Consider the following 19,921-nt stretch of genomic DNA (forward strand, 5'->3'; position numbering starts at 1 on the left):
ACCCCGCAGCCTGCGGATCTCCACCCCCAGCGCCTCGTGGGAGTGAAGCAGGATCACGGGGCGCGCACTCGCATCCCCCATTCGGCCCCAACTAGGTGGAAAAAGACCCGTATTAATCCGTAAAACAACCCTTTTTCGCCCGAGCTTCATCGCGGTCGGACGGCAGCAGTTGCCGTCCGCGTCCCTCCTGCCACTGGAGCCGCGCCATGAAGCTCGCCCGCATCCTCCTCGCCCTTCTCGCCCTCTCCGCAGCGGCCACCGCCTGCGGCAAGGACCTCACCTCCCCGTCCCAGCGCCGCATCCATCAGCAGACGGTGCAGCAGGACGACATCTACGGCGGCTACATGGGCTCCGGCGGCTGAGCCGCGGCGCACACGGTGGGGGCCGCCGGCCCGCGGCCCTCACCCAACGCCCATCTCGAGCAGCGCCACGATCTCCTCCGCAGTATCCTCGCCGCGCACGTGCCGCACCGGACGGCGCTCCGCCTCCTCCTCGCGCGGCCCGGCCGTTACCCTCTCCAACAGCGCCTCGGCCGTCAGCCGCAGCTTCCCTTCACGGGTCTTCTCCGCGACCTCGAAAGCCTTTCGCGCGGCGCCCTCGGCCCGTTCCATGTCGCCCGCCAGCTCCGCGCCATAGGCCATGTTGAGCCACGCGGCGGCCACGGCCTCGCCGGTGTCGGCGATCGCCGCAACGGCCTTCTCCCACGTCTCCTCGAACAGCTCCGTCTCGCCCGCTCCGGCAGCCGAGCGCACGATGCTGCTGAGGAGCATGAACTTCTCGCGGTACCCCGTCGTGTGCGGGCGCAGGGCGAGGAAGATGGGAAGCGCGTCGGCGTGGTAGCCGCGCTCCAGCCACAGGTATGCCAGGTCGTGCGCCAGGCGCGGCAGCCGCGGGTGTCCCTCGCCGTACACGCGCGCCGCCGCAGCGGCGTACTGGTCGGCCTCGCGGACGCGGTTCACGTGCGCGGCGAACACGAACAGGTCGTGCAGCGCCATCCCCTCCTGCTCGCGTAGCGAGTGCCGCTTCGCCGCCCGCAGGGCCTGCGTGGCCGCGCGCTTGGCAGCCGGCAGGTTCCCGCGCTCGCCGTACAGGTTGCCGAGGCCGATGAAGGCACGTGCGTACGAGGTCCAGTCGCCGTTGCGCCGGCTCTCGCTCACCGCGAAGAGGAACCAGCTCTCCGCCCGTGGATATTCCGCGCGCCAGCGTGCCAGGCGCCCTACGGTGACCGCCAGAGAAGCGTCCGACGGCATGGCCAGCGCCGCGGCCTGCATGAAGTCCACCGCCGTGGCCTTGAACCCTTGCGCCGACGCCCACTCGGATATGGAGCGACACGCGGCCGAGATTTCTCCGGCCGTGACCTCCGCCGGGCGGTCCAGCGTGGCGGCGACGGCCTCCAGCGGCGCGCGAATGACGTCGGGCGGGGCGATGGACTCTAGGTCGGCGGCCCGTAGCGCGGCGGCCTCGGGCACGGCCATGGCGGCGCGCGCCTCGTCGGTGGCGCGGGCCCACACGGTGGCGTTGCGCAGCGAGTTCCACAGCAGGCCGCCCAGCTCGCCTTCCACCTCGGCCAGGATGTCGCCGCCTTCGAAGCGCTCCGACCCGTCCGACAGGGGCGGCGGGGTGCGGCGGCGGCGCCCGCGGCCCGAAGCGGCGGGGGCCGTCTCCTCCTCGACGCGGGTCTTGCTGGATCTCTTCGCCATGATGGTCGGGGGCGCACGCCGCGCGGGCAAGCGCCCGGGAGGCTAACGAATAAGCCGTGGTTTTACGGCGCACAAGCGGCACGCCGGGACGGGAACCGTTTCCGCCACTCTGCAAGAAGCGGCCACAACGCGTCTCGCGCAAGGGCACTGCCGCCGTCGCGCATCGCACGTCCTCCGGCCCGCCCGAATCGGCCATGAGCGAAGGTGGCCCGCATCCTGGGACGGCCCGGGCGACGTCGCCCTCGATTCAGGGAAAGACGACCCGCGGCGGATCAGCAGAAAGCGGCGCCGGGAAGATTTCTCCCGACGCCGCCATGTGGGTCTTGGGATACCCGCGCGGGCTACGGCTTGGCCGCCGCGGGCTTTGTGGTGCTCGCCGCGTGGTGCGTCCGGCGGCGATGGTGCGTCGCCTTCTTGTGCGCGGTGGTGCCCGCCGGCGTGGTGGCGTGCGCGGCTGCGGTGGAGGCGCGCTCCGCGTGCACCGCGGCGGCGCGGCTGCTGCGCGCGGCCGAGTCGGCCTCGGCGGCGGCCTTGTGCGCGGCGGCGGGGTGGGCGGCAGCGGCGGGATGCGCGGCGGCGGCCGGGTGGGCGGCGGCGGCGTGCGCCGGGGCCGTCTTGTGGGCCGGCGGCGTCTGCTGGGCCGATGCGGCGCTGGCGCCGAGAACGGCCACGGCAGCGGCGGCGACGAGAGCGGACAGCTTCATACGGTCCTCCTGAAGATTGGGTTCGTTCTCCGCGCGCCGGAACGCGCGCCGGATGTGTCGAGCGCGGCAGCGGGCCTCACCTGCGACAGGCCCGTCCCTGTGCTCGCATCGAACATACGGACGCATAGCTGTCCACAGCATGACAGGTATAACGGGGATTTTCTCGCTCACGGTCTCGCAGCCGTCACGGCGCCGGACGGTGATCGCCAACCGTTCGGAAGCGGCTCGCATTGAGACGACTCCGTCCGCATGTCATTACGGTGACGCGTATCGTGCAATCCGCGACGCGTGTGGATGCTCGTCGTCGGGCATCCCCCATGTAGATGGTTGATGATCGCCCGTCCCGGCTAGGGCCCGTTCGCTACTCCGCCCACGGGCGAAGCGTGAGGTGCGTACGCGCGAGCGCGTTGACAGCCTGCGGGGCGCGGGCTAGGTTCAGAGCAACGCAAGGGGAGTAGTCCGCCGGGGAGATACCCGGCGGCCGGATCGTCAAGACTGCGGGGAGACCCGCACGGTCCGGCTGGGACGAGGGGCACGCCGTGCCCACGTCAGGGCGAGACCTTCGTCTTCCGGGTGGGCGCGAGCCTATCCGCGGGACGGGGGTGTCGCCCTTTTTGCATTCGGCACCCCCGCCCGCCTGCGGCGAGCGAGCGAACCGAGGAGGAACCGTGAGAGATTCCGTGTGGCCGTGGGTGGTGTTCAGCGCGATCGTCGCGGTGCTGCTGGCGGTCGACCTGGGCATCTTCAACCGCAAGGCGCACGTGGTGGGGGTGAAGGAGGCCGCCCGGTGGAGCGTGCTGGTGGTGCTGCTGGCCGCCGCGTTCAACTGGGGCATCTTCCACTTCGAGGGGCGGGGCGCCGGGCTGGAGTTCATGACCGGCTACCTGATCGAGATGGCACTCTCGGTCGACAACATCTTCGTCTTCGTCCTGATCTTCGCATACTTCAAGGTGCCGCCCAAGTACCAGCACCGCGTGCTGTTCTGGGGCGTCATCGGGGCGCTGGTCATGCGCGGCACCATGATCGGGGCGGGCGCATTCCTCATCTCGCGCTTCCAGTGGATTATGTACGTGTTCGGCGCGTTCCTGGTGTTCACCGGGATCCGCATGGCCACGCAGGACGACATGGAGATCGAGCCCGAGTCCAACCCGGTGCTCCGCCTCATGCGGCGCGTGCTGCCGGTGAGCCCGCGCTACGACGGGCAGCGCTTCTTCACGAAGGACTCTTCGCGCACGGGCCGCCGCATCGCGACGCCGCTGTTCGTGGTGCTCATCCTGGTGGAGACCACCGACCTGATCTTCGCGGTAGATTCCATCCCCGCCATCTTCGCCGTCACGCGCGACCCGTTCCTGGTCTACACCTCCAACGTGTTCGCCATCCTGGGCCTGCGGTCCATGTACTTCCTGCTGGCCGGGGTGATCGACAAGTTCCACTACCTCAAGCTGGGCCTCTCGGCCGTGCTCGTCTTCATCGGCGGGAAGATGCTGGCGATGTACTTTCACGTGCACGTGCCCACCCACGTCTCGCTGCTGGTGGTGGGCGCCCTGCTCGGCCTCTCCGTCGCCGCCTCGCTCCTCTTCCCCAAGCCGCCAGCCGAGACTCCGCCGCCCGGGACGGGCGACGCCGAAGAGGAGTTCGTCTACGCCGACGCCGACGTCACGGACCACGCCCCCCGCGACCCCTCCCGCCCGGAGTAGCGCGCGGACGAAGCTCGGCACACGATGCGGGACCGGTAGGTGCACGGTAGATGACCGGCGGATAAACGAAAGGGGGCGCGACTCGGCTGTCGCGCCCCTTCTGCGTTCCCCTCGACCGATCGAGAGATGCAACCTCTCGTCCGATCCACACTGATCCACGCGAGAGCCTAACCCCGTGTAGGGGTGCGATTTATCGCATCCGCAACTATCGGCGTGCGTGTGATCTTGCTCCCGCGGGCGTCGGCGCTTCCGCATCGACCCATCCGGCCGTTCCTCCATCGACAATCCCAAACGAAAACACCGGCCGAGAGATGTCGGCCGGCGAATCGTCACCTCGTCGCATCTACACCGTCAGTCGTGGATCGTCGGGACGGGAGCGTGCTCGCCGCGGCCCAGCACGCTCCGCTTGTAGCCGTACACGAAGTACACCACAAGGCCGATCACCAGCCACCAGAAGAAGCGCACCCACGCCTCCCACGGCAGCCCGTACATCACGAAGAAGCACAGGCCCGCGCCACCCAGGCACACCGGCCACACGAACGGCACGCGGAAAGGCCGCGGGCGGTCCGGGTCCTTGTAGCGCAGCACCAGCACCCCCACGCACACCAGCACGAAGGCGAACAGCGTGCCGATGTTGGTCAGGTCGTACGTCTCGCCCGCGTCGCCGATGAGCGACCACAGGGCCACGAAGATGCCGGTGATGATGGTGGTGATGTACGGAGTGCGGTACTTGCCGTGCACCTTGGCCGCCCACTGCGGCAGCAGCCCGTCGCGCGCCATGCTGAAGAAGATGCGCGGCTGCCCGTACTGGAACACCAGCAGCACCGCCGTCATCGAGAACACCGCGCCCAGCGCCACCAGCCACCCGGCCGTGCCCACGCCCACGCGCTGCAGCGCGAAGGCCAGCGGATCCGCGTGCACGCTGGGATCCAGCTCCGTGTACTTCACCATGCCCGTGAGCACCGCGCCCACGATCACGTAGATCACCGTGCAGATCGCCAGGCCGCCCAGGATGCCGATGGGCAGGTTGCGCTGCGGGTTCTTCGTCTCCTCGGCCGCCGTGGAGATCGCGTCGAACCCGATGTAGGCGAAGAAGACGATGGCGGCGCCGTGGTGCACGCCCGAGAAGCCGTTGGGGAAGAACGGGTGGTAGTTGGCGGGGTTGATGTGCATCACGCCCACGCCCACGAAGAGCGCCAGCGCCAGCAGCTTCACCACCACCATCACGTTGTTGGCCCGCGCGCTCTCGCGCACCCCGAACAGCAGCAGCCAGGTGATGAGCATCACGATGGTGAAAGCCGGCACGTTCACCAGGATCGGGATGCCCGCCACGCGCGGCGCGGCGTCGATCAGCCCGTGCACCTTGGGGTCGCTGCTGAGCAGCGCCGTGCGGTAGCCCGTGGTCATCCAGACGGGCAGCGTGAACCACTGCGACGTGAGCGTCTTGAAGTAGTCGCCCCAGCTGATGGCGACCGCCACGTTCCCCACGGCGTACTCCAGGATCAGGTCCCACCCGATGATCCACGCCACGAGCTCGCCCAGGGTGGCATACGAGTACGCGTAGGCGCTGCCGGCCTGGGGGATCATGGACGCGAGCTCCGCGTAGCAGAGCGCCGCCAGCGCGCAGGCGAAGCCCAGCAGCACGAACGAGACGACCAGGCCCGGGCCCGCGCCGCTGCGGATCACGTGGCCGTCCGGGCCGATCTGGCCGGCGGCCGCGGTGCCGATGGCGCCGAAGATGCCGGCGCCGATCACCGCGCCGATGGCCAGCATGATCAGGTCGCCCGCGCCCAGCTCGCGGCGCAGGCCGTTGGGATGGTCGCCTTCCTCGATCAGCTCCGCGATGGGCTTCCTGCGGAAGAGTTGGGACATGGGGTCGCGGGAAAGGGGTGGGACTGCGGAAAGTCGCGGCGGGAGGCCGGGGAGGCCGCCCGCTGAAGCGGTCGCAACTTAGGGCGCGGTGCGCGGCCGGCGCAACGGGAGCGTCAGGCCTGCGGCGAAGGCACGTCCTCGGTCACGCCCAGCTGGCGCGCCGACTCCTCGGGCGGCAGCACGGCCGCGTCGGGGTCGAACTCGCCCTCCCAGCGCGCCATGACCACCGTCGCCAGGCAGTTGCCGATCAGGTTCACCGTGGTGCGGCCCATGTCCATCAGCTCGTCCACGCCCAGGATCACCGCCACGCCCTCCAGCGGCAGGCCGAAGCTGGCCAGCGTACCGGAAAGGATCACCAGAGAAGCGCGCGGCACCGCGGCCACGCCCTTCGAGGTGAGCATGAGCGTGAGCATCATCGTGACCTGGTGCCACACCGTGAGCGGGTGCCCCGCCGCCTGCGCCACGAAGATCGAAGCCACCGCCAGGTACAGCGTGGTGCCGTCCAGGTTGAACGAGTAGCCGGTGGGCATCACGAACGCCACGATGCGCCTCGGCACCCCGATGCCCTCCATCGCCTGCATGGCGCGCGGCAGCGCCGCCTCGGACGAGGTGGTGGAGAAGGCGATGAGCGCCGGCTGCTTGACCGCCTGGAGGAACTTGCGGATGGGCACCCGGACGATGAGCGCCACGGGCAGAAGCACCAGCAGGATGAGGACGATCAGCGCTCCGTACAGCGTGCCGATGAGCATCGCCAGGTTCTTCAGCACGCCCAGCCCGCTGTGGCTCACCGTCACCGCGATCGCCGCCCCGATGCCGATGGGCGCGAAGCGCATCACGAACGCGGTGAACTTGAACATCACCTCTGCCAGGCCCTCGATGGCGCCCAGGAGCAGCTCCTTCGGCCGCCCCTGCACGTGGGCGAGCGCCACGCCGAAGAGGATCGACCAGAACACGATCTGGAGCACCTCGTTGCCCGCCGCCGCCTCGAAGAAGCTCTGCGGGACGATGTGCTCCAGGAAGGTGCCCGGCGTCAGCGCCTTGGCCGTGGCCGCCATCTCCTGCGCGGCGGCCGCGGGGGCCGACAGGGGCACGCCCACGCCCGGCTTCACCAGGTTCACCGCCACCAGGCCGATGACCAGCGCGAGCGTGGTGACGATCTCGAAGTAGATGATGGACTTCAGGGCCAGCCTGCCCACCCGCTTCATGTCGTCGCCGTGCCCCGCGATCCCGATCACCAGCGTGCTGAAGATGATGGGGACGATCACCGACTTGATCATCCGCAGGAAGACGGTGGACAGCGGCTTGAGCTGCGTGGCCGCGAACTGGCCGGGCACGTCGGTGGCCGGGTACAGCCAGCCGACCAGCACGCCGATCACCATTGCGAGCAGGATCCACTGCGTGAGCGAGATCCGGCGGAGGAATTTGAACATCTGGACGGCTCTTCTTGCGATTCGGGGAACGCCGGCGCGGCCCAACGCCAAAAAGAAGCTGCCACTTCGGGGTCGAAATGGCAGCTTCAGCCACGGTAACTTACAGCGCGGAGCACAGGTGGGGCAAGTCGCCACCCCGCGCGGCTTACTGCGCCGCGTATGTCCAGCGCTGCGATGCCGGGCTTCCCCTCTCGGCGAGCAGGCCCACCCGCCGGAACCCCGCAGACCGCGCGCCGCTCAGCAGGTCGAGAATTCGCGAGTAGGGCGTGCGCCGGTCGGCATCCACGAACAGCACCTCGCCTGGGTGCAGCGTCCGCTCACGCGCAAGCGCCGCCGTCAGGTGATCGTCGGTAAGAGCGCCATTCCACGCAGGCACGAAGAACCGCCCGTCCTCGCTCACCAGCACGTGTGGGCCCTGCTTCAGGTCGACGAAGGCGCTCTCGGAGCGTGCCGCAGAGAAGAAGCAGCGTGTGATCGTCGGATTAATCGTCACCACGATCAGCATCAGAAGGAGCACCACGCCCAACAGCGGGGTCGTGTCCGGCGAGTGCGCGAGCGAGGCGCCGTCCAGCCCTGCCAGCCGCGGCAGGGGCGAGCCACCGAACGACGGGGCCGGCGCGGACACGCTGCGCGCGCGCACGTCAGCGTACTCCCACCGCGGCCGCGCGCGGGACGAGGCCGACCACATCGACACCCGCTCTGCGCGTGACGTCCACCACGGCCACGACTTCGCCGTAGCTCACGTCCTCGGCCCCCTTCACGAAGATCACCTTGCGCGGGCGGCCGCGGTAGATCTCCGCGACCGTCTCGCGGAGGCGCCCCGCAGCCACGGGCTGGCTGTTGATGCTGTACCGGCCCGACGCCTCCAGCTGGAGCACGATCGCGTCGTCCGACTCCGAGGAGATCGGATCGCGGGTGGGAGGCGGTACCTGCACCGCGAGGCCGCGCTGCATCCCCTGCTGCACCACCATGAAGATGATGAGCAGCACCAGCAGCACATCGATCATGGGCGTCATGTTGATCTCGGCCACCCGCCCGCGCGAGCCCTCCGTCTTCATCGCCATGCGCCTGCCCTCCGTGGAAGTGCGGATGCGTGCTCCTCTTCCCCCGGAACGCGTTCACGCCCCTGATTCTGACGCGAAAAAGCCCGGCGCGTGTGCGTCGGGCTTTTCGGCAACCGGTACTGGTGCAACAGCTTACGGGGCGGGCGCGGGAACCGCGGTGGCCGGCCCAACCTCTGGCCGCGGGACGAGGCCCACGACCTCGATCCCCGCTCCGCGGCTGGCGTCCACCGCGTGGACCACCTGGCCGTAGGTCAGGTTCTCGGCCCCCTTCACGAAGATCACCTTGCGCGGGCGCCCCGTGAAGATCCGCGTCAGCTCGGACTGGAGCTGCGCCGGCTGCACCGGCTGGCGGTTCACGAAGTAGGCCGGGCCGGGCTCCACCTCGAGCACGATCTGCAGCTCGGGGTTGGGCTGCTGCGCCACCTCGTTCTTGTCCTTGGGCGGCGGGATCTGCACCGAGAGGCCGCGCTGCAGGCCCTGCTGCACCACCATGAAGATGATGAGCAGCACGAGCAGCACGTCGATCATCGGCGTCATGTTGATGTCCCCCTGGGGACCGCCTTTCTTGCCGACTCCCATTGCCATGGTGCTACTTCCCTCCAGGCTTGGCCACGGAGCCCCGCGGCAGCTCGGTGATGGCGCCGATGCGGCGCACGCCCGCCTCGCGGGCCGCGTCGATGGCGCTGAGCACCACGCTGTAGGCGACGCCGTTGTCGGCCTTCAGGTAGAGCACGTGGTCGTCGCGGTGCGCCGGTATGGCGTACTCGCGCTTCAGGCGGTCCGTGAGCTGGGCCAGCGCGACCGGCTTCGCAGGCTCGCCCACGTAGTAGATGCCCTGGGCGTCGATGCCCAGCGTGACACGCTTCTCCTTCTCGGGCGCCGACATCTGCGCCTTGGGCGGCTGCCACTTGTAGCCGCCCAGGGCGGGGGTGATCACCATGAAGATGATCAGCAGCACGAGCATCACGTCGATCATCGGAGTGACGTTGATGTCGGCGTTCACGTCCGACTCCAACCCGGCGATCTTGGGCAGCGGGGATCCGCCGAACGACGCCCCCGCGCCGAGCGAGCTGGACATGGTCAGTCTCCGAAGTTCGTGGCGCGCCCGCCGGTGGTGATGCCCGCCTCGCGCTTGGCCTGGCGGTCCATCATCCAGTCGATCATCTCACGGCCGGCGTAGGCCAGCTCCGAGAACAGCGTGTCCAGGCGCGCCGTGAAGTAGTTGTAGAGCCACACCGCGGGGATGGCCGCCATCAGGCCGATGGCCGTGGTCACGAGCGCCTCGGAGATGCCGCCCGAGATCGCCTCGAGGCCGCCGCCGGCCGTGCTCATGCTGCCGAAGGCGTTGATGATGCCCATGGTGGTGCCGAGCAGGCCCACGAACGGCGCGGTCGCGCCGATGGTCGCCAGCAGGCCCATGCCCGACTTCAGGTCGTTGGCGAGCAGGATCTGCTCGCGCTCCACCGAGCGCTCGGCCGAGTTGATGGCGGCGCCGGCCACGCGGGGGTCGTTCAGAAGCGGGGCCACCTCGCGCAGCGACTCGCCGAGCACGCGGGCCACGTGCGACTTGGTGTACTGGTCCGCGGCGGCGAGCGCCTCGGGGATGTTGTCGTTCTCCAGCGCCTGCGAGAACGTGGGGGCGAAGGCGCGGGTCGCGGTCGCCATGCGGCGGAAGCGGATCCACTTCGCGACGGCCACCGAGAGGGAGATGATGCTCATGAGGATGAGGACGATGACGATCCCCCTCGCGAAGAGGCCCATGTTGGCCCAAAGCTGGCCGAGCGATAGCGACATTGGCTTCCTTCTCCTTGCGCTTCTGCGCGTTTCAGAATGTGATGAGACTGACTGGATGGGACGGCGCCCGCCGCCCGTTCCCGGCCGGTGCGCCGCCCGCTTGCGGACGGCGCCTTCCCGGCGGTGCGCTGCCTACCGCGTGACGGTGAAGTTGATGGGCACCGTCACCCACACCCTCACGGCCTTGCCGCCCACCTTGGCCGGGCGGAAGCGCATGCGCTCCACGACCCGCTTGGCGGCGTCGGCGAACTGGTCGTTCGTCGAGTTCTCGATGCTGATGCTGCTGGGGTCGGCCTTGCCGTCCTCCATCACGCGCACCCGCACCGTCACCGAGCCCTCCACGCCCGCGTCGCGCAGCAGCGGCGGGTAGTTGCGCGAGAGGGTGCGCTGCACGTCGGCGGCGTTGCTCAGGGTGGGCTGCTCCTCCACCGCGGCCAGCTCGTACGTGCCCTCGTCCGGCGGAGCGTCACGCCTGCTGACGTCCTGGGCCACGCCGTTCTCCACGCCGTTGGCCACGCCGCCCAGCTTGCCCTGTCCCGAGAAGTCCTCGGCGTTGACCGCGTGCTGGTTGGGATCGACGTCCGGGATCTTCTGGGGCGGCTCCTGGGGCGGCACCAGCTCCTGCGTGCCCTTCACCACCGGCGGCGCCTCTTCCTGCTTGGGCGGCGGGGGTGGCGGCGGCTCTTCCTTGGGGGGCGGAGGCGTGTTGGGCTTATCCGCCACCTCTACGTAGTCGACCAGCTCCTCGTTCTTCTTCTTGGTCGTCTCCGCGTGCACTCCGACGGCGAGAAGCGAGAGGAGCGCGCCGTGCGCCACGACGGACACGATGGTCGTCGTGGCGGTGGCCGAGCTCTTCTTCTTCCCGTCCGACGCTACCAGCTTGTTGAACATTCCACCCTCCGCCGTGAAACTCGATGGGCCCGGGACTCGTAGGGGCCGGAGGAGCCCTCCGGGCCGGCCTCAACCTTCTAACGAACGTGCGTTCCGCTTTCTGACCCGGCGGTCCGGGCCGCCGCCTGCCCCCGCGCGAGCGCCGGAGCGAACGTTAGATCGAAACTCCGCCAGGCACCGCGGGAGTGCATGGCGGAGTGCGCTCGCCGCGGGCCGCGGCTGCCGGGCCGGACGGGAAGGCCGCGGGTCCGAAGAAGCAATCCGTCAAACCTGCACGCCCCCTTCCGGTAAGTCAACCCTTCGCCCCGCCTACGGTTCCACACCGGCGAGGCCCCCATTCCGCCCATCCCGCCGCGACCACGCCGCTCCGGATAGTCTATCGGAGCGGTGAATCTTTATTCGCCACGGTGCCCAGCGATATACCCACGACGGCGCGATGCGGTTCCCGCTACCGCGCGACGGCGCAACAGCTTGCGCCGTACGGGCCTTCGTCTTGGGAGATGCCTGGAACCTTGCCTCCGCGGCTCGCGCGCCGCATGGGGCGTGCCGCGCCGTGACACTCCCGGGCAATCGTGGGACGTTCCGGACGTGCGCGACCTGCGCGGGATGGATGCGGTGGACGGAAGAAGATACACGGCACCGCGGCTTTGACAACCGGCAAGCGGCACTTCGGCGGCGCATCGCGTGAAACGCGCCGCAACGCTACGCCAGGCACACCATTCCCGCTCCTCTTCCGCCGTGGCGACGGGGACGGCGCTCCGAATGCGTTGCTCCGGCGTTACGCCGCCGTCACGGCCGTGTCCTGCTCGCCGAGCGAGGCGGCCAGCGCGCCGAACGCCTGGGGGCAGAGGCCGGCGCCCACCTGGGCGCGCATGATCGCCAGCACCTCGCCGCGCGGGAGGCCGGCGCGGTACGGACGGTCAGCGGAGAGGGCGTCGAAGACGTCGGCGACGGCGAGGATGCGCGCGGCCAGCGGCAGATCGCCGGCGCGCACGCCGCGGTGATAGCCGCTCCCGTCCATCCGCTCGTGGTGCGAGGCGGCGACCAGGGCCAGCTCGCGAAACACGGCCACGCGCTCCAGGATGCGGTGGGTGTGGTCGGTGTGGCGCCGCACCACGGCGAACTCCTCTTCGGTGAGCTTGCCGGGCTTGTCGAGGATGCGGTTGGAGACGCCCAGCTTGCCCACGTCGTGCAGCAGCGCGGCGCGGCGCAGGTCGCGCAGCTCGCCCGGCCCGAAGCCCATCTGCGCCCCGATGCGCACGGCGACCTCGGCCACGCCGGCGGAGTGGCGGAAGGTGTAGGGGCTCTTTGCGTCGATCACCCCGGCGAACGCTTCGGCCACGCGGTCCAGGCGCTCGTCGTCGGCGAGCAGCACGCGGTCCTCGGGCTCCAGCGCGGCGACCTGCGCCTGCACGTCCGGCGCTGCGAGAGCGGCCCAGAAGCCCTCGTCGCCGCGGATGCGCTCCAGGGCCCGGACGAGCGCGGGGTCGAACCAGCGGCCGGAGCGGCGGCGGGCGACGCGGCACGCCTCGTCCACGCCGAACGACGAGAAGAAGATCTCCACCGTCTGCGCCAGGCAGAGGATGCGGCCCGGCAGAGGGATCCGCGAGCCGCGCAGGCGGGCGGGGCTGCCGCGGCCGTCCCAGTGCTCGTCCAACGTTCGGATGGCGGCGGCGGTCTCTTCGCTGAATCCCAGCATGCGCGCGATGTCTGCGCCGCGGTCGCAGCGGGTCTGGATCAGCTCGGTGCCCACCGGCCCCGCCCCCGCGATGCTCAGCACCTGCGCTGCCCGCTCCAGCGCGGAGCCGTGCGGCGCGGCGTTCCGCACCGTGTGCGCCAGCGACGCCCACCGCCCCGGCCAGTCGGTCAGCTTCCAGCTGCGCTTGACCTCCAGGTCGTCGGAGCCGAAGAGCATGCACGTCTTGGCCGCGTTGCTGGAGCAGCCCGCGTCCTTGAGCAGCAGCGCGTAGAACAGCGACGAACGCTCGTCTGCCGAGAGACCAACTTCCGCGGCGAGCCGCATGCCGATGAGGCAGCTGCGTACGGCATGGCCCTCCGGCTGCCCTTCGGTGATGTCGAGCGCGTAGGAAAGCGCCGAGATCACTTCGGAGAGCGGGATGCCCTGGACGGGCTGGCCATCGACGGCGGACGGGCTGGATTGCAACGGCGGCGCTTCGCGAGGTATTCGAGGGTTCCGGTAGATGCTACGCAGGGCACGTTCCCGCGTCCACCCGCCGCACATTGGCCGAGGCGAACCGCCCCGTGCATCTACCGCATCTACCGCATCTACCGCATCTACCATCACGGGCTGAAAGACTCGCGAATGCACGGGCTGCCGGAATTCCGTGCGGGCGTTCGTCGGCGGAGGGCCTCTCGCCGGAAGCCGCGAAACTCGCCTCGGCTCGGACAGACGCGGCTTCCTCCGAGAGGCCCCCCACCTCCTCGCGTGCAGAGCTCTCGCGGCCGATCGACGCAGCGGACCCGCGCTACGGGTGCTTCGGCGGGCGGGTGAGGTAGCGGTGGAGGCCGGAGGCGATCATGTCGTAGGCGACGGCCTTCTCGTAATCGCCGACGATGGCGGGGTCGCCGGTGGCGGCAAGGATCTCGGCGTCGCCGCGGCGGCGGATGCCTTCCGCAAGGGCGGCGGCGTCCGCCCCATCCGCGACGGCGGCGCGGGCCCAGGCGGTCCAGTCGCGCAGCCGCGCTGCAAGCTCGTCGAGGTGGCGCCCCGCGTCCGCGAACGCGCCGAAGTGCGTCAGGAGCAGGTGCTCCGGACGAACCGAGCGGAGCGTGCCGACGCTCTGGAGCCATCGCCCCAGGTCGAATTCCGGCGGCGGCGTAGGCGGGCGGACATAGGACGAACCGGGCAGGCGGACTCCGCCGACGTCGCCGGTGAAAACGAGGGCCGCCGCGGGATCGTGGTAGGCCACGTGGTGCTCGGCGTGGCCGGGCGTTTGGAGCGCGCGCAGGGTCCGGCCGCCGGCGCGGACCTCGGCGCCGTCGTCCAGGGTGACGATGCGGTCCGCGGGCACCGGCAGCATCCGGCCCCACAGGCGGTCCATCTCCGCGCCGTAGATGCGGGTGGCGCTGGAGATCAGGCGCGACGGGTCGGCGAGGTGCGCGGCGCCTCGCGGGTGAACGTAGACGCGCGCCCGCGGCATCTCGCGCAGGAGCACGCCCGCGGCGGCCGCGTGGTCCAGGTGGATGTGCGTGAGGAGGATGCGGGTGACTTCCGCCGGGTCCTGCCCCGCGGCGCGGATGCCGGCCAGCAGCGTATGCGCCGTGCTCGCCGGGCCCGCCTCGACCAGGGCGAGATCGTCCTGCCCGTCATCTCCCGCGAGCAGGTACGAGGCGATGAGGCCGGGTACGCCCTGCCAGCGGTGGTCGATGCGCAGCACTCCGGGAGCTTCCTGGTGCACGCCGTCCATCTTCCTCGTTTCTCGTGTGTACGGTGGTGTCGTCCGCCGATCCGGGTGAGGTACGCGCCTTCCGCCGAAACCGTGCCGTGGAGCGCCGGCCGTTAACGCGTCGCGGGGAGGGAGCTCCGGATCGAGGCGGGGATGCGGCGGCGCCCTCGCCGGACGGGGCGGGTTGGCCTAGATTTGCAGTCCGCTTCCTTCCGGGCTTTTCCGCCCGCCGCTCGTCCGCTCCACTTCGCATCCCCAATCCGCACATGCAAGCCACGTCACGCGCGAGCACGCTCACCGACCGCGAGGTCGAGGTCGAGACCCCGGAGCACGTGGCCATCGGCTACGAGCTGGCGGGCCTGGGCTCGCGCTTCGCGGCGCTGCTGCTGGACTGGCTGCTCCTGCTGGGCGGCCTGCTCGTGCTCGGCATCGGCCTGCCGCTGATCGCCTCGCTGGTGGGGCTGGGCGGGATCGCGAAGGCGCTGGGCACGGCGTTCGTGATCGGCGCCGTGTTCGTATGGACGTGGGGCTACTTCTTCTACTTCGAGGGGTTCCGCGACGGGCAGACGCCGGGCAAGAAGCGCATGGGCATCCGCGTGGTGCACGACGGCGGCTACCCGGTCACGGCCCGCGGCGCCGCCATCCGCACCCTGCTGCGCCTCGTCGACATGCAGCCGGTGCCCAGCTGGCTGATCGGGGGGACGATGATGATGTTCCACCCGCGCACCAAGCGGCTGGGCGACCTGGTGGCGGGCACGGTGGTGGTGCGCGAGCGCGGCGGCACGGTGCTGCCCGAGGAGGCCGCGGCCGCGGCGTCGCTGGGCCCGCCGCGGCTGAGCGCGGAGGAGTTCGCGTGGCTGGGCAGCTACGTGGCGCGCCGCGCCGGCCTGGAGCGCGACGTGCGCGCCCGCATCGCGCGGCAGCAGGCGGAGCGGCTGGGGCCGCGCTTCGCGGACGACGCGCGCCGTCTGCACAGCAGCCACGACGACTTCCTGGTGCTGGTGCATGCGGACGAGGCGGGCCGGCGCGCGGCGGCGGGCCTGAGCGGGCGCTCGGGGAGCGCGCAGGCGGCGGCGCTGTTCCGGCGGCAGCGGCCGGCGTGGGACGAGTACGCCGGCCTGCTGGCGAAGGCGCGCGACCGCGGGCTGGACGCGCTGCCCGAGAGCCAGGTGTCGCGCTTCGCGGCGCTGTACCGCGAGGTGGCGGCGGACCTGGCGCGCGCGCGGACGTACGGCGCCTCGCCCGAGCTGCTGTACATGCTGGAGCGCACGGTGGGCGCTGGCCACAACCTGCTGTACCGCCCGCCGCGCCGCTCGTGGCGCGCGCTGAAGCAGTGGCTCACGGGCGGCTTTCCGGCGCTGGTGCGCATGCGCTGGCGCGCGCTGGCGCTGGCGAGCGCGCTCTTCTACGTGCCGGGCGTGATCACGTACACCGCGCTGCGCGTACGTCCGGACCTGCAGCGCGAGGTGGTGTCGCCGGTGCTGATCGCGCGGGCGGAGGAGGCGGCGGAGAAGGAGAAGGCGGGGAAGGGCTACGTGGAGCTCAGCGACCTGCAGATGCCATCAATGGCGGTGGGCATCGCCGCAAACAACGTGCAGGTCACGTTCGCCACCTTCGCCGGCGGGATCCTGCTGGGCTTGGGGACGGTGGCGTCGCTGGTGTACAACGGCGTCTCGCTGGGCGGGGGGCTGGCCGTGTTCGCGAACGTGGGACATGCGTGGCAGATCCTGGCGTTCGTGATCGGCCACGGGGCCATCGAGCTCACCGCCATCTGCATCGCGGGGGCGGCGGGGCTGCTGCTGGCATCGGCGATCGTGCTGCCGGGACGGAGGACGCGGCGGGAGATGCTGGTGATCCGCGGGCGCGAGGCCATCTCGCTGATCGGCGGTACCATGATGATGCTGCTGATCGCCGGGTCCATCGAGGGCTTCGTGTCCCCCTCGCACCTGCCGCTGGAGGTGAAGATCGGGTTCGCGTCGCTGATGGCGCTGCTGCTGCTCATCTACCTGCTCTTCGCCGGCCGCGACGAGGAGACGCGCCGCGCGGTGGAGAAGATGGGGAGACTCGCCTGATCTCTCGTTCCCGCGCCCGCGGGCCGAAGCTCTGAACGGCGGACGGAACAAGTGACGGGCAGGAAGACGATGCGGGGCGGACCATCCACGGCCGCCCCGCATCTTCGTGATGATACGAAAACCGGGAGATGGTGCGGCCAGGATCGCCCGGGCGGCTAAAGCCGCGGGCTACGACGGCGCGAAGCCCGCCTGCGCGGGCTGCTGCCGGTGGTCCGAACCGCTTCGGCTAGACTCCGCGAAGGTAAGTCGACCCGGATTCCGTATGTGCCTCCGGTGATGGGGATGATGATGTCGAGGAGCTGGTCGGCTTGGAAGGCGGCTGCGCATCTCCCGGCCAACCCGGCTGCGTCCGGGCCAGCGAATCAGAGCGGCTTGCGCATGACCGCCACGGTCTGGGCGAGATACTCGGTGTGCTCCACGAATTCCCAGCCGAGGCCGCGGTAGTAGCTCTCCTTGTCGACCGTGTAGAGGTAGAGCACGGTCGCGCCCAGTTCGCGCGCCCGGTCCTCCACGGCGGCGATGAGGGCGGCGGAGATGCCGCGGCGGCGGTGAGGCGCGGCCACGTACACGCCTCCCAGCCACGGCGTGTGCTCCGGCCGCGAGGTCATGTCGTTGGTGCGCAGGCTGGCGGTTCCCAGCGCCTCGCCGTCCTGGTGCGCCACGAGCGTGAGCGGCATCTCCCGGCGGTTCATGTGCGTGCGGAAGCGCTCCACGTACGTCTCCACCGTGCGGTCGGGCAGCACGTGCTTCCACTGCGCGTCGAACCACTCCGCGAGCGTGCGCAGGTGCTCGGGACGGTCGGCGAGATAGTCGATCTGCATGTTCTGGATGTCGGTGGCTCGACCAGGAGATACGCCGTCGGAAAGCTACGCGATCATGGCCGGCCGATCCATCCCGCAGCGGCGGGTCGCGATGGAGCGGAGCTGCGGATCGCAGGGATGCGACCGGGGGAGCCTGGGGGCGAAGTGTTGGCGGGCACGGTGGATGGGGCGAGGTCTTGCATCTACGGGAGTCGCTGTTGCCGCGTTCTCCGCGGCGGGACGCCCCTCGGCCGCGCGGATGGCCGCGCGTTTTCCACCCAGGAGCACGGACGAACGATGATCGGCTACACGCTGCTGATGTTCCTGAGCGTGGCGGTGGGCTGGTGGGTCGTCTACGAGGGCTGGCGCAGTCGCCGCTTCCGCCGCGCCGAGCGCGACAAGGACCCGGTGCTCTACTGGACGGCGCTGGGCCTGGTGGCCGCGTTCGTGGCGTTCTGCACCGTGATCGCGGTGATGCTCACCTGGCAGGTGTACCGGTGAGCATGGCGGCACGGCCTACTCGAAGTGCCAGTAGCCGTGCGCGCTCACGTCGAAAGATCCCTCCAGCAGCACGCGGTACGCACGCAGCCCGGGCGGCGCGTCCGGCTGCGGCCCCACGCGCGTGATGGTGAGCGTGCCCGTGTCGGCGCCGTAGCGGCGGGACGCATCGCCGTCGGGCGCCTGGACGTCGGACTGGAAGCCCGCCCACCCGCGCCGCACCCAGACGGAGTCGCCCGTCTCCTGCGGGGCGATGCGGTACGTGCCCGACCGCAGCGCGCCGGCCGTGTCGCCCACCTCCACGAAGAAGCTGATGCTGGTGCGGTCGCCTTCGCAGCCGATCACGTACGAGCCTTCCGGCCCGTGCTCGGCGATGGTGATCATGCGCGTGCCGCGGGCCGAACCGCGGACCTCCCGCTCCACCTTGCCGTGGAGCTGCGCGGAGCACGCACCGCCAGGCTGGAAGGTGCCCGAGAAGCGGATCACGTCGTTCCGGGCGCGGCCCTGGCAGGCGCTGGCGCACAGGCAGAGCACGGCAGCCGCGAGACGCTGGACGCGGGGCATGGAAGCCGGAGATGGCGGGAGGGAGATGCCGGGCCGCGGGTGCGGACCGGCCGGACGCGAGTGCGTCCGTGGTGCGGGATGCGTTCCGTCCGCGGCGGCAGACGGTCAGGCGCTGCGGCCGCGGTCCTTGTCGCGGGCCACCAGGCGGCCGATCTCGTTGTGCGCGGCAGACAGGTCGCCGGAGAGCTCGGTGATGTGCTCGGTGCACAGGATCACCGCGCGCACGCCGTCGCCCCACACCTGGCCCACGTAGCAGTCGCCCGCCTTGAACAGCACGCGCTGCGCCTCTTCGAGCATCTGCAGGGCGTCCCACACCAGCTCGCGGGCGTGGTCCAGGTGGTCGGTGGAGCTGGGCTTGGCGTCGGCCATGCGGTCCGGTGAGGGGTGGGACGTGGATGCTGCCCGGCTTGCGCACGATGCCTCAACTTCTGCCCCGCCGCCCGCCCGCACAAGTACCGGCGTGACTTCATGCGTCGTATCCGCATCGTCGGACGAAGCGGCGGAAGTTGCTCGGGTCGGGAGATGTGGGGCGGCGGAATCCGCCCCTGTCCCCGGCCTCTTCCCCAGAACTGCCCGGGCGAGGGGGAGATGGACAGGTCTTCGCGGGGGCTGAGCTAGACGGATTCGGGGTCGACGGGCATGAGGATCCAGGACGCGAAGAGGACGACGATGCCGACGAGCCAGGGGCCCGGGTCGCCGCTCAGGAAGAGGACGATGGCGCCGAAGAGCGCGGCGGCCTCGGCCTGCGCGTAGCCGATGAGGCTGTAGACCGGCCGTTCCGCCACGGGCCGCGAAGCCCGCAGGCGGCGGAAGAGGAACAGCACGCCCAGCATCGCCGCCGCGAACACGTACGCGACCGTCCCGATGACGGGCGAGGCGGGCGGACCGTCGAGCGCCGCGCCGGCGTGGTGGCGCCAGAACCCGAACGCGCCGAACGCCAGCGGCACGACGGCCATGACGTTGCGGATGGGCCGGAGGAATGCCGGCGACGGGATGTGAACGAACGGGCTGAACATGGCGTCTTCTCGCGGGAGGGTGGACGGGAGATGTGCGCGGGCGGCGCACGCGGGGCAGACGACCGTGGGAGGGGCCGCATCCCACGACGTTCATCGATACAGCGGTTACGGCAGGTGCGGGGATTCCGCGGGTGTCCTAGAGCAGGCCGCGGCGCTTGACGTCGAGGTAGCGATTGACGACCGCGGGCACGGCGTCCTGCGGGCGGGCGTCGGCCACGAGCACGCCCGTGCGCTGCATGGCGGCGAGGGCGTGGGCGCGGGCCTGGAGCAGCTCTTCGGCGGCGGCACGGCGGAAGACGGCGGCCTCGTCCGTCGCGGCTAAGGCAGCGGCCGTCTCCAGGTCCGGGTTGCGCAGCGCCACGGCCAGCGGCAGGTGCCGGTTGGCGGCACGGCCTAGGTGCGCCACCAGCGC

The 19,921-nt window shown here is 70.6% G+C and carries 21 protein-coding genes; 4 read left to right on the forward strand and 17 right to left on the reverse strand.

Going from position 1 to position 19,921, the window contains the following annotated elements:
• The first annotated feature begins 206 nt into the window (after positions 1-206).
• The gene (locus VFE05_12855; protein ID HET6230954.1) at positions 207-362 is read left to right on the forward strand and encodes a hypothetical protein; all 156 of its coding nucleotides are present in this window, start codon (positions 207-209) and stop codon (positions 360-362) included.
• A 39-nt stretch (positions 363-401) separates the two neighbouring features.
• On the opposite strand, the gene VFE05_12860 is transcribed toward VFE05_12855, so the two are convergent.
• Complete coding sequence (locus VFE05_12860; protein HET6230955.1) at positions 402-1,700, reverse strand: tetratricopeptide repeat protein; 1,299 nt, start codon at positions 1,698-1,700, stop codon at positions 402-404.
• Between the two features lie 341 nt (positions 1,701-2,041).
• On the reverse strand, positions 2,042-2,404 hold the full coding sequence (locus VFE05_12865; protein ID HET6230956.1) for a hypothetical protein: 363 nt from the start codon (positions 2,402-2,404) through the stop codon (positions 2,042-2,044).
• Positions 2,405-3,072: 668 nt separating this feature from the next.
• Here VFE05_12865 and VFE05_12870 point away from each other — a divergent pair.
• Positions 3,073-4,101 (forward strand): TerC family protein, encoded by a 1,029-nt coding sequence (locus VFE05_12870; protein HET6230957.1) that lies wholly within the window; start codon positions 3,073-3,075, stop codon positions 4,099-4,101.
• Between the two features lie 351 nt (positions 4,102-4,452).
• Here the strand turns inward: VFE05_12870 and VFE05_12875 are convergent, their stop codons facing one another.
• From VFE05_12875 to VFE05_12920, 10 genes are all read right to left on the reverse strand, one after another.
• The gene (locus VFE05_12875) at positions 4,453-5,973 is read right to left on the reverse strand and encodes an amino acid permease (GenBank protein HET6230958.1); all 1,521 of its coding nucleotides are present in this window, start codon (positions 5,971-5,973) and stop codon (positions 4,453-4,455) included.
• A 113-nt stretch (positions 5,974-6,086) separates the two neighbouring features.
• Positions 6,087-7,403, reverse strand: coding sequence for a cation:dicarboxylase symporter family transporter (locus tag VFE05_12880; GenBank protein ID HET6230959.1), 1,317 nt, complete (start codon positions 7,401-7,403; stop codon positions 6,087-6,089).
• Positions 7,404-7,548: 145 nt separating this feature from the next.
• Positions 7,549-8,043 (reverse strand): biopolymer transporter ExbD, encoded by a 495-nt coding sequence (locus VFE05_12885; protein ID HET6230960.1) that lies wholly within the window; start codon positions 8,041-8,043, stop codon positions 7,549-7,551.
• Between the two features lies 1 nt (position 8,044).
• Positions 8,045-8,467, reverse strand: a complete 423-nt coding sequence (locus tag VFE05_12890) for a biopolymer transporter ExbD (protein ID HET6230961.1) — start codon at positions 8,465-8,467, stop codon at positions 8,045-8,047.
• Positions 8,468-8,599: 132 nt separating this feature from the next.
• Positions 8,600-9,052, reverse strand: a complete 453-nt coding sequence (locus tag VFE05_12895; GenBank protein ID HET6230962.1) for a biopolymer transporter ExbD — start codon at positions 9,050-9,052, stop codon at positions 8,600-8,602.
• Positions 9,053-9,056: 4 nt separating this feature from the next.
• The gene (locus VFE05_12900; GenBank protein HET6230963.1) at positions 9,057-9,545 is read right to left on the reverse strand and encodes a biopolymer transporter ExbD; all 489 of its coding nucleotides are present in this window, start codon (positions 9,543-9,545) and stop codon (positions 9,057-9,059) included.
• Positions 9,546-9,547: 2 nt separating this feature from the next.
• Positions 9,548-10,261, reverse strand: coding sequence for a MotA/TolQ/ExbB proton channel family protein (locus VFE05_12905; GenBank protein ID HET6230964.1), 714 nt, complete (start codon positions 10,259-10,261; stop codon positions 9,548-9,550).
• A gap of 132 nt (positions 10,262-10,393) precedes the next feature.
• Positions 10,394-11,152 carry a TonB family protein gene (locus tag VFE05_12910; protein HET6230965.1) on the reverse strand — a complete coding sequence of 253 codons (759 nt, stop codon included), beginning with the start codon at positions 11,150-11,152 and terminating at the stop codon, positions 10,394-10,396.
• A 778-nt stretch (positions 11,153-11,930) separates the two neighbouring features.
• The gene (locus VFE05_12915) at positions 11,931-13,316 is read right to left on the reverse strand and encodes an HD domain-containing phosphohydrolase (protein ID HET6230966.1); all 1,386 of its coding nucleotides are present in this window, start codon (positions 13,314-13,316) and stop codon (positions 11,931-11,933) included.
• A gap of 322 nt (positions 13,317-13,638) precedes the next feature.
• Entirely contained in the window at positions 13,639-14,580 is a 942-nt protein-coding gene (locus VFE05_12920) for an MBL fold metallo-hydrolase (GenBank protein ID HET6230967.1), read from the reverse strand.
• 245 nt (positions 14,581-14,825) lie between these two features.
• On the opposite strand from VFE05_12920, the gene VFE05_12925 reads away from it, so the two are divergent.
• The gene (locus VFE05_12925) at positions 14,826-16,631 is read left to right on the forward strand and encodes a stage II sporulation protein M (GenBank protein ID HET6230968.1); all 1,806 of its coding nucleotides are present in this window, start codon (positions 14,826-14,828) and stop codon (positions 16,629-16,631) included.
• Positions 16,632-16,993: 362 nt separating this feature from the next.
• On the opposite strand, the gene VFE05_12930 is transcribed toward VFE05_12925, so the two are convergent.
• Entirely contained in the window at positions 16,994-17,452 is a 459-nt protein-coding gene (locus VFE05_12930; protein HET6230969.1) for a GNAT family N-acetyltransferase, read from the reverse strand.
• 276 nt (positions 17,453-17,728) lie between these two features.
• Between VFE05_12930 and VFE05_12935 the strand changes: the two genes are divergently transcribed.
• Positions 17,729-17,932, forward strand: coding sequence for a hypothetical protein (locus VFE05_12935; protein HET6230970.1), 204 nt, complete (start codon positions 17,729-17,731; stop codon positions 17,930-17,932).
• 15 nt (positions 17,933-17,947) lie between these two features.
• Here the strand turns inward: VFE05_12935 and VFE05_12940 are convergent, their stop codons facing one another.
• From VFE05_12940 to VFE05_12955, 4 genes are all read right to left on the reverse strand, one after another.
• Positions 17,948-18,493 (reverse strand): hypothetical protein, encoded by a 546-nt coding sequence (locus VFE05_12940; GenBank protein HET6230971.1) that lies wholly within the window; start codon positions 18,491-18,493, stop codon positions 17,948-17,950.
• Positions 18,494-18,598: 105 nt separating this feature from the next.
• Positions 18,599-18,862: a hypothetical protein gene (locus VFE05_12945; GenBank protein HET6230972.1), complete on the reverse strand. Its 264-nt coding sequence runs from the start codon at positions 18,860-18,862 to the stop codon at positions 18,599-18,601.
• Positions 18,863-19,107: 245 nt separating this feature from the next.
• On the reverse strand, positions 19,108-19,509 hold the full coding sequence (locus VFE05_12950; GenBank protein HET6230973.1) for a hypothetical protein: 402 nt from the start codon (positions 19,507-19,509) through the stop codon (positions 19,108-19,110).
• Between the two features lie 136 nt (positions 19,510-19,645).
• Positions 19,646-19,921, reverse strand: a 276-nt coding sequence (locus tag VFE05_12955; protein HET6230974.1) for a hypothetical protein, incomplete at its 5' end; no start/stop codon positions are given.

It is taken from the genome of Longimicrobiaceae bacterium, from assembly GCA_035696245.1.
Classification (GTDB): Bacteria; Gemmatimonadota; Gemmatimonadetes; order Longimicrobiales; family Longimicrobiaceae; genus DASRQW01.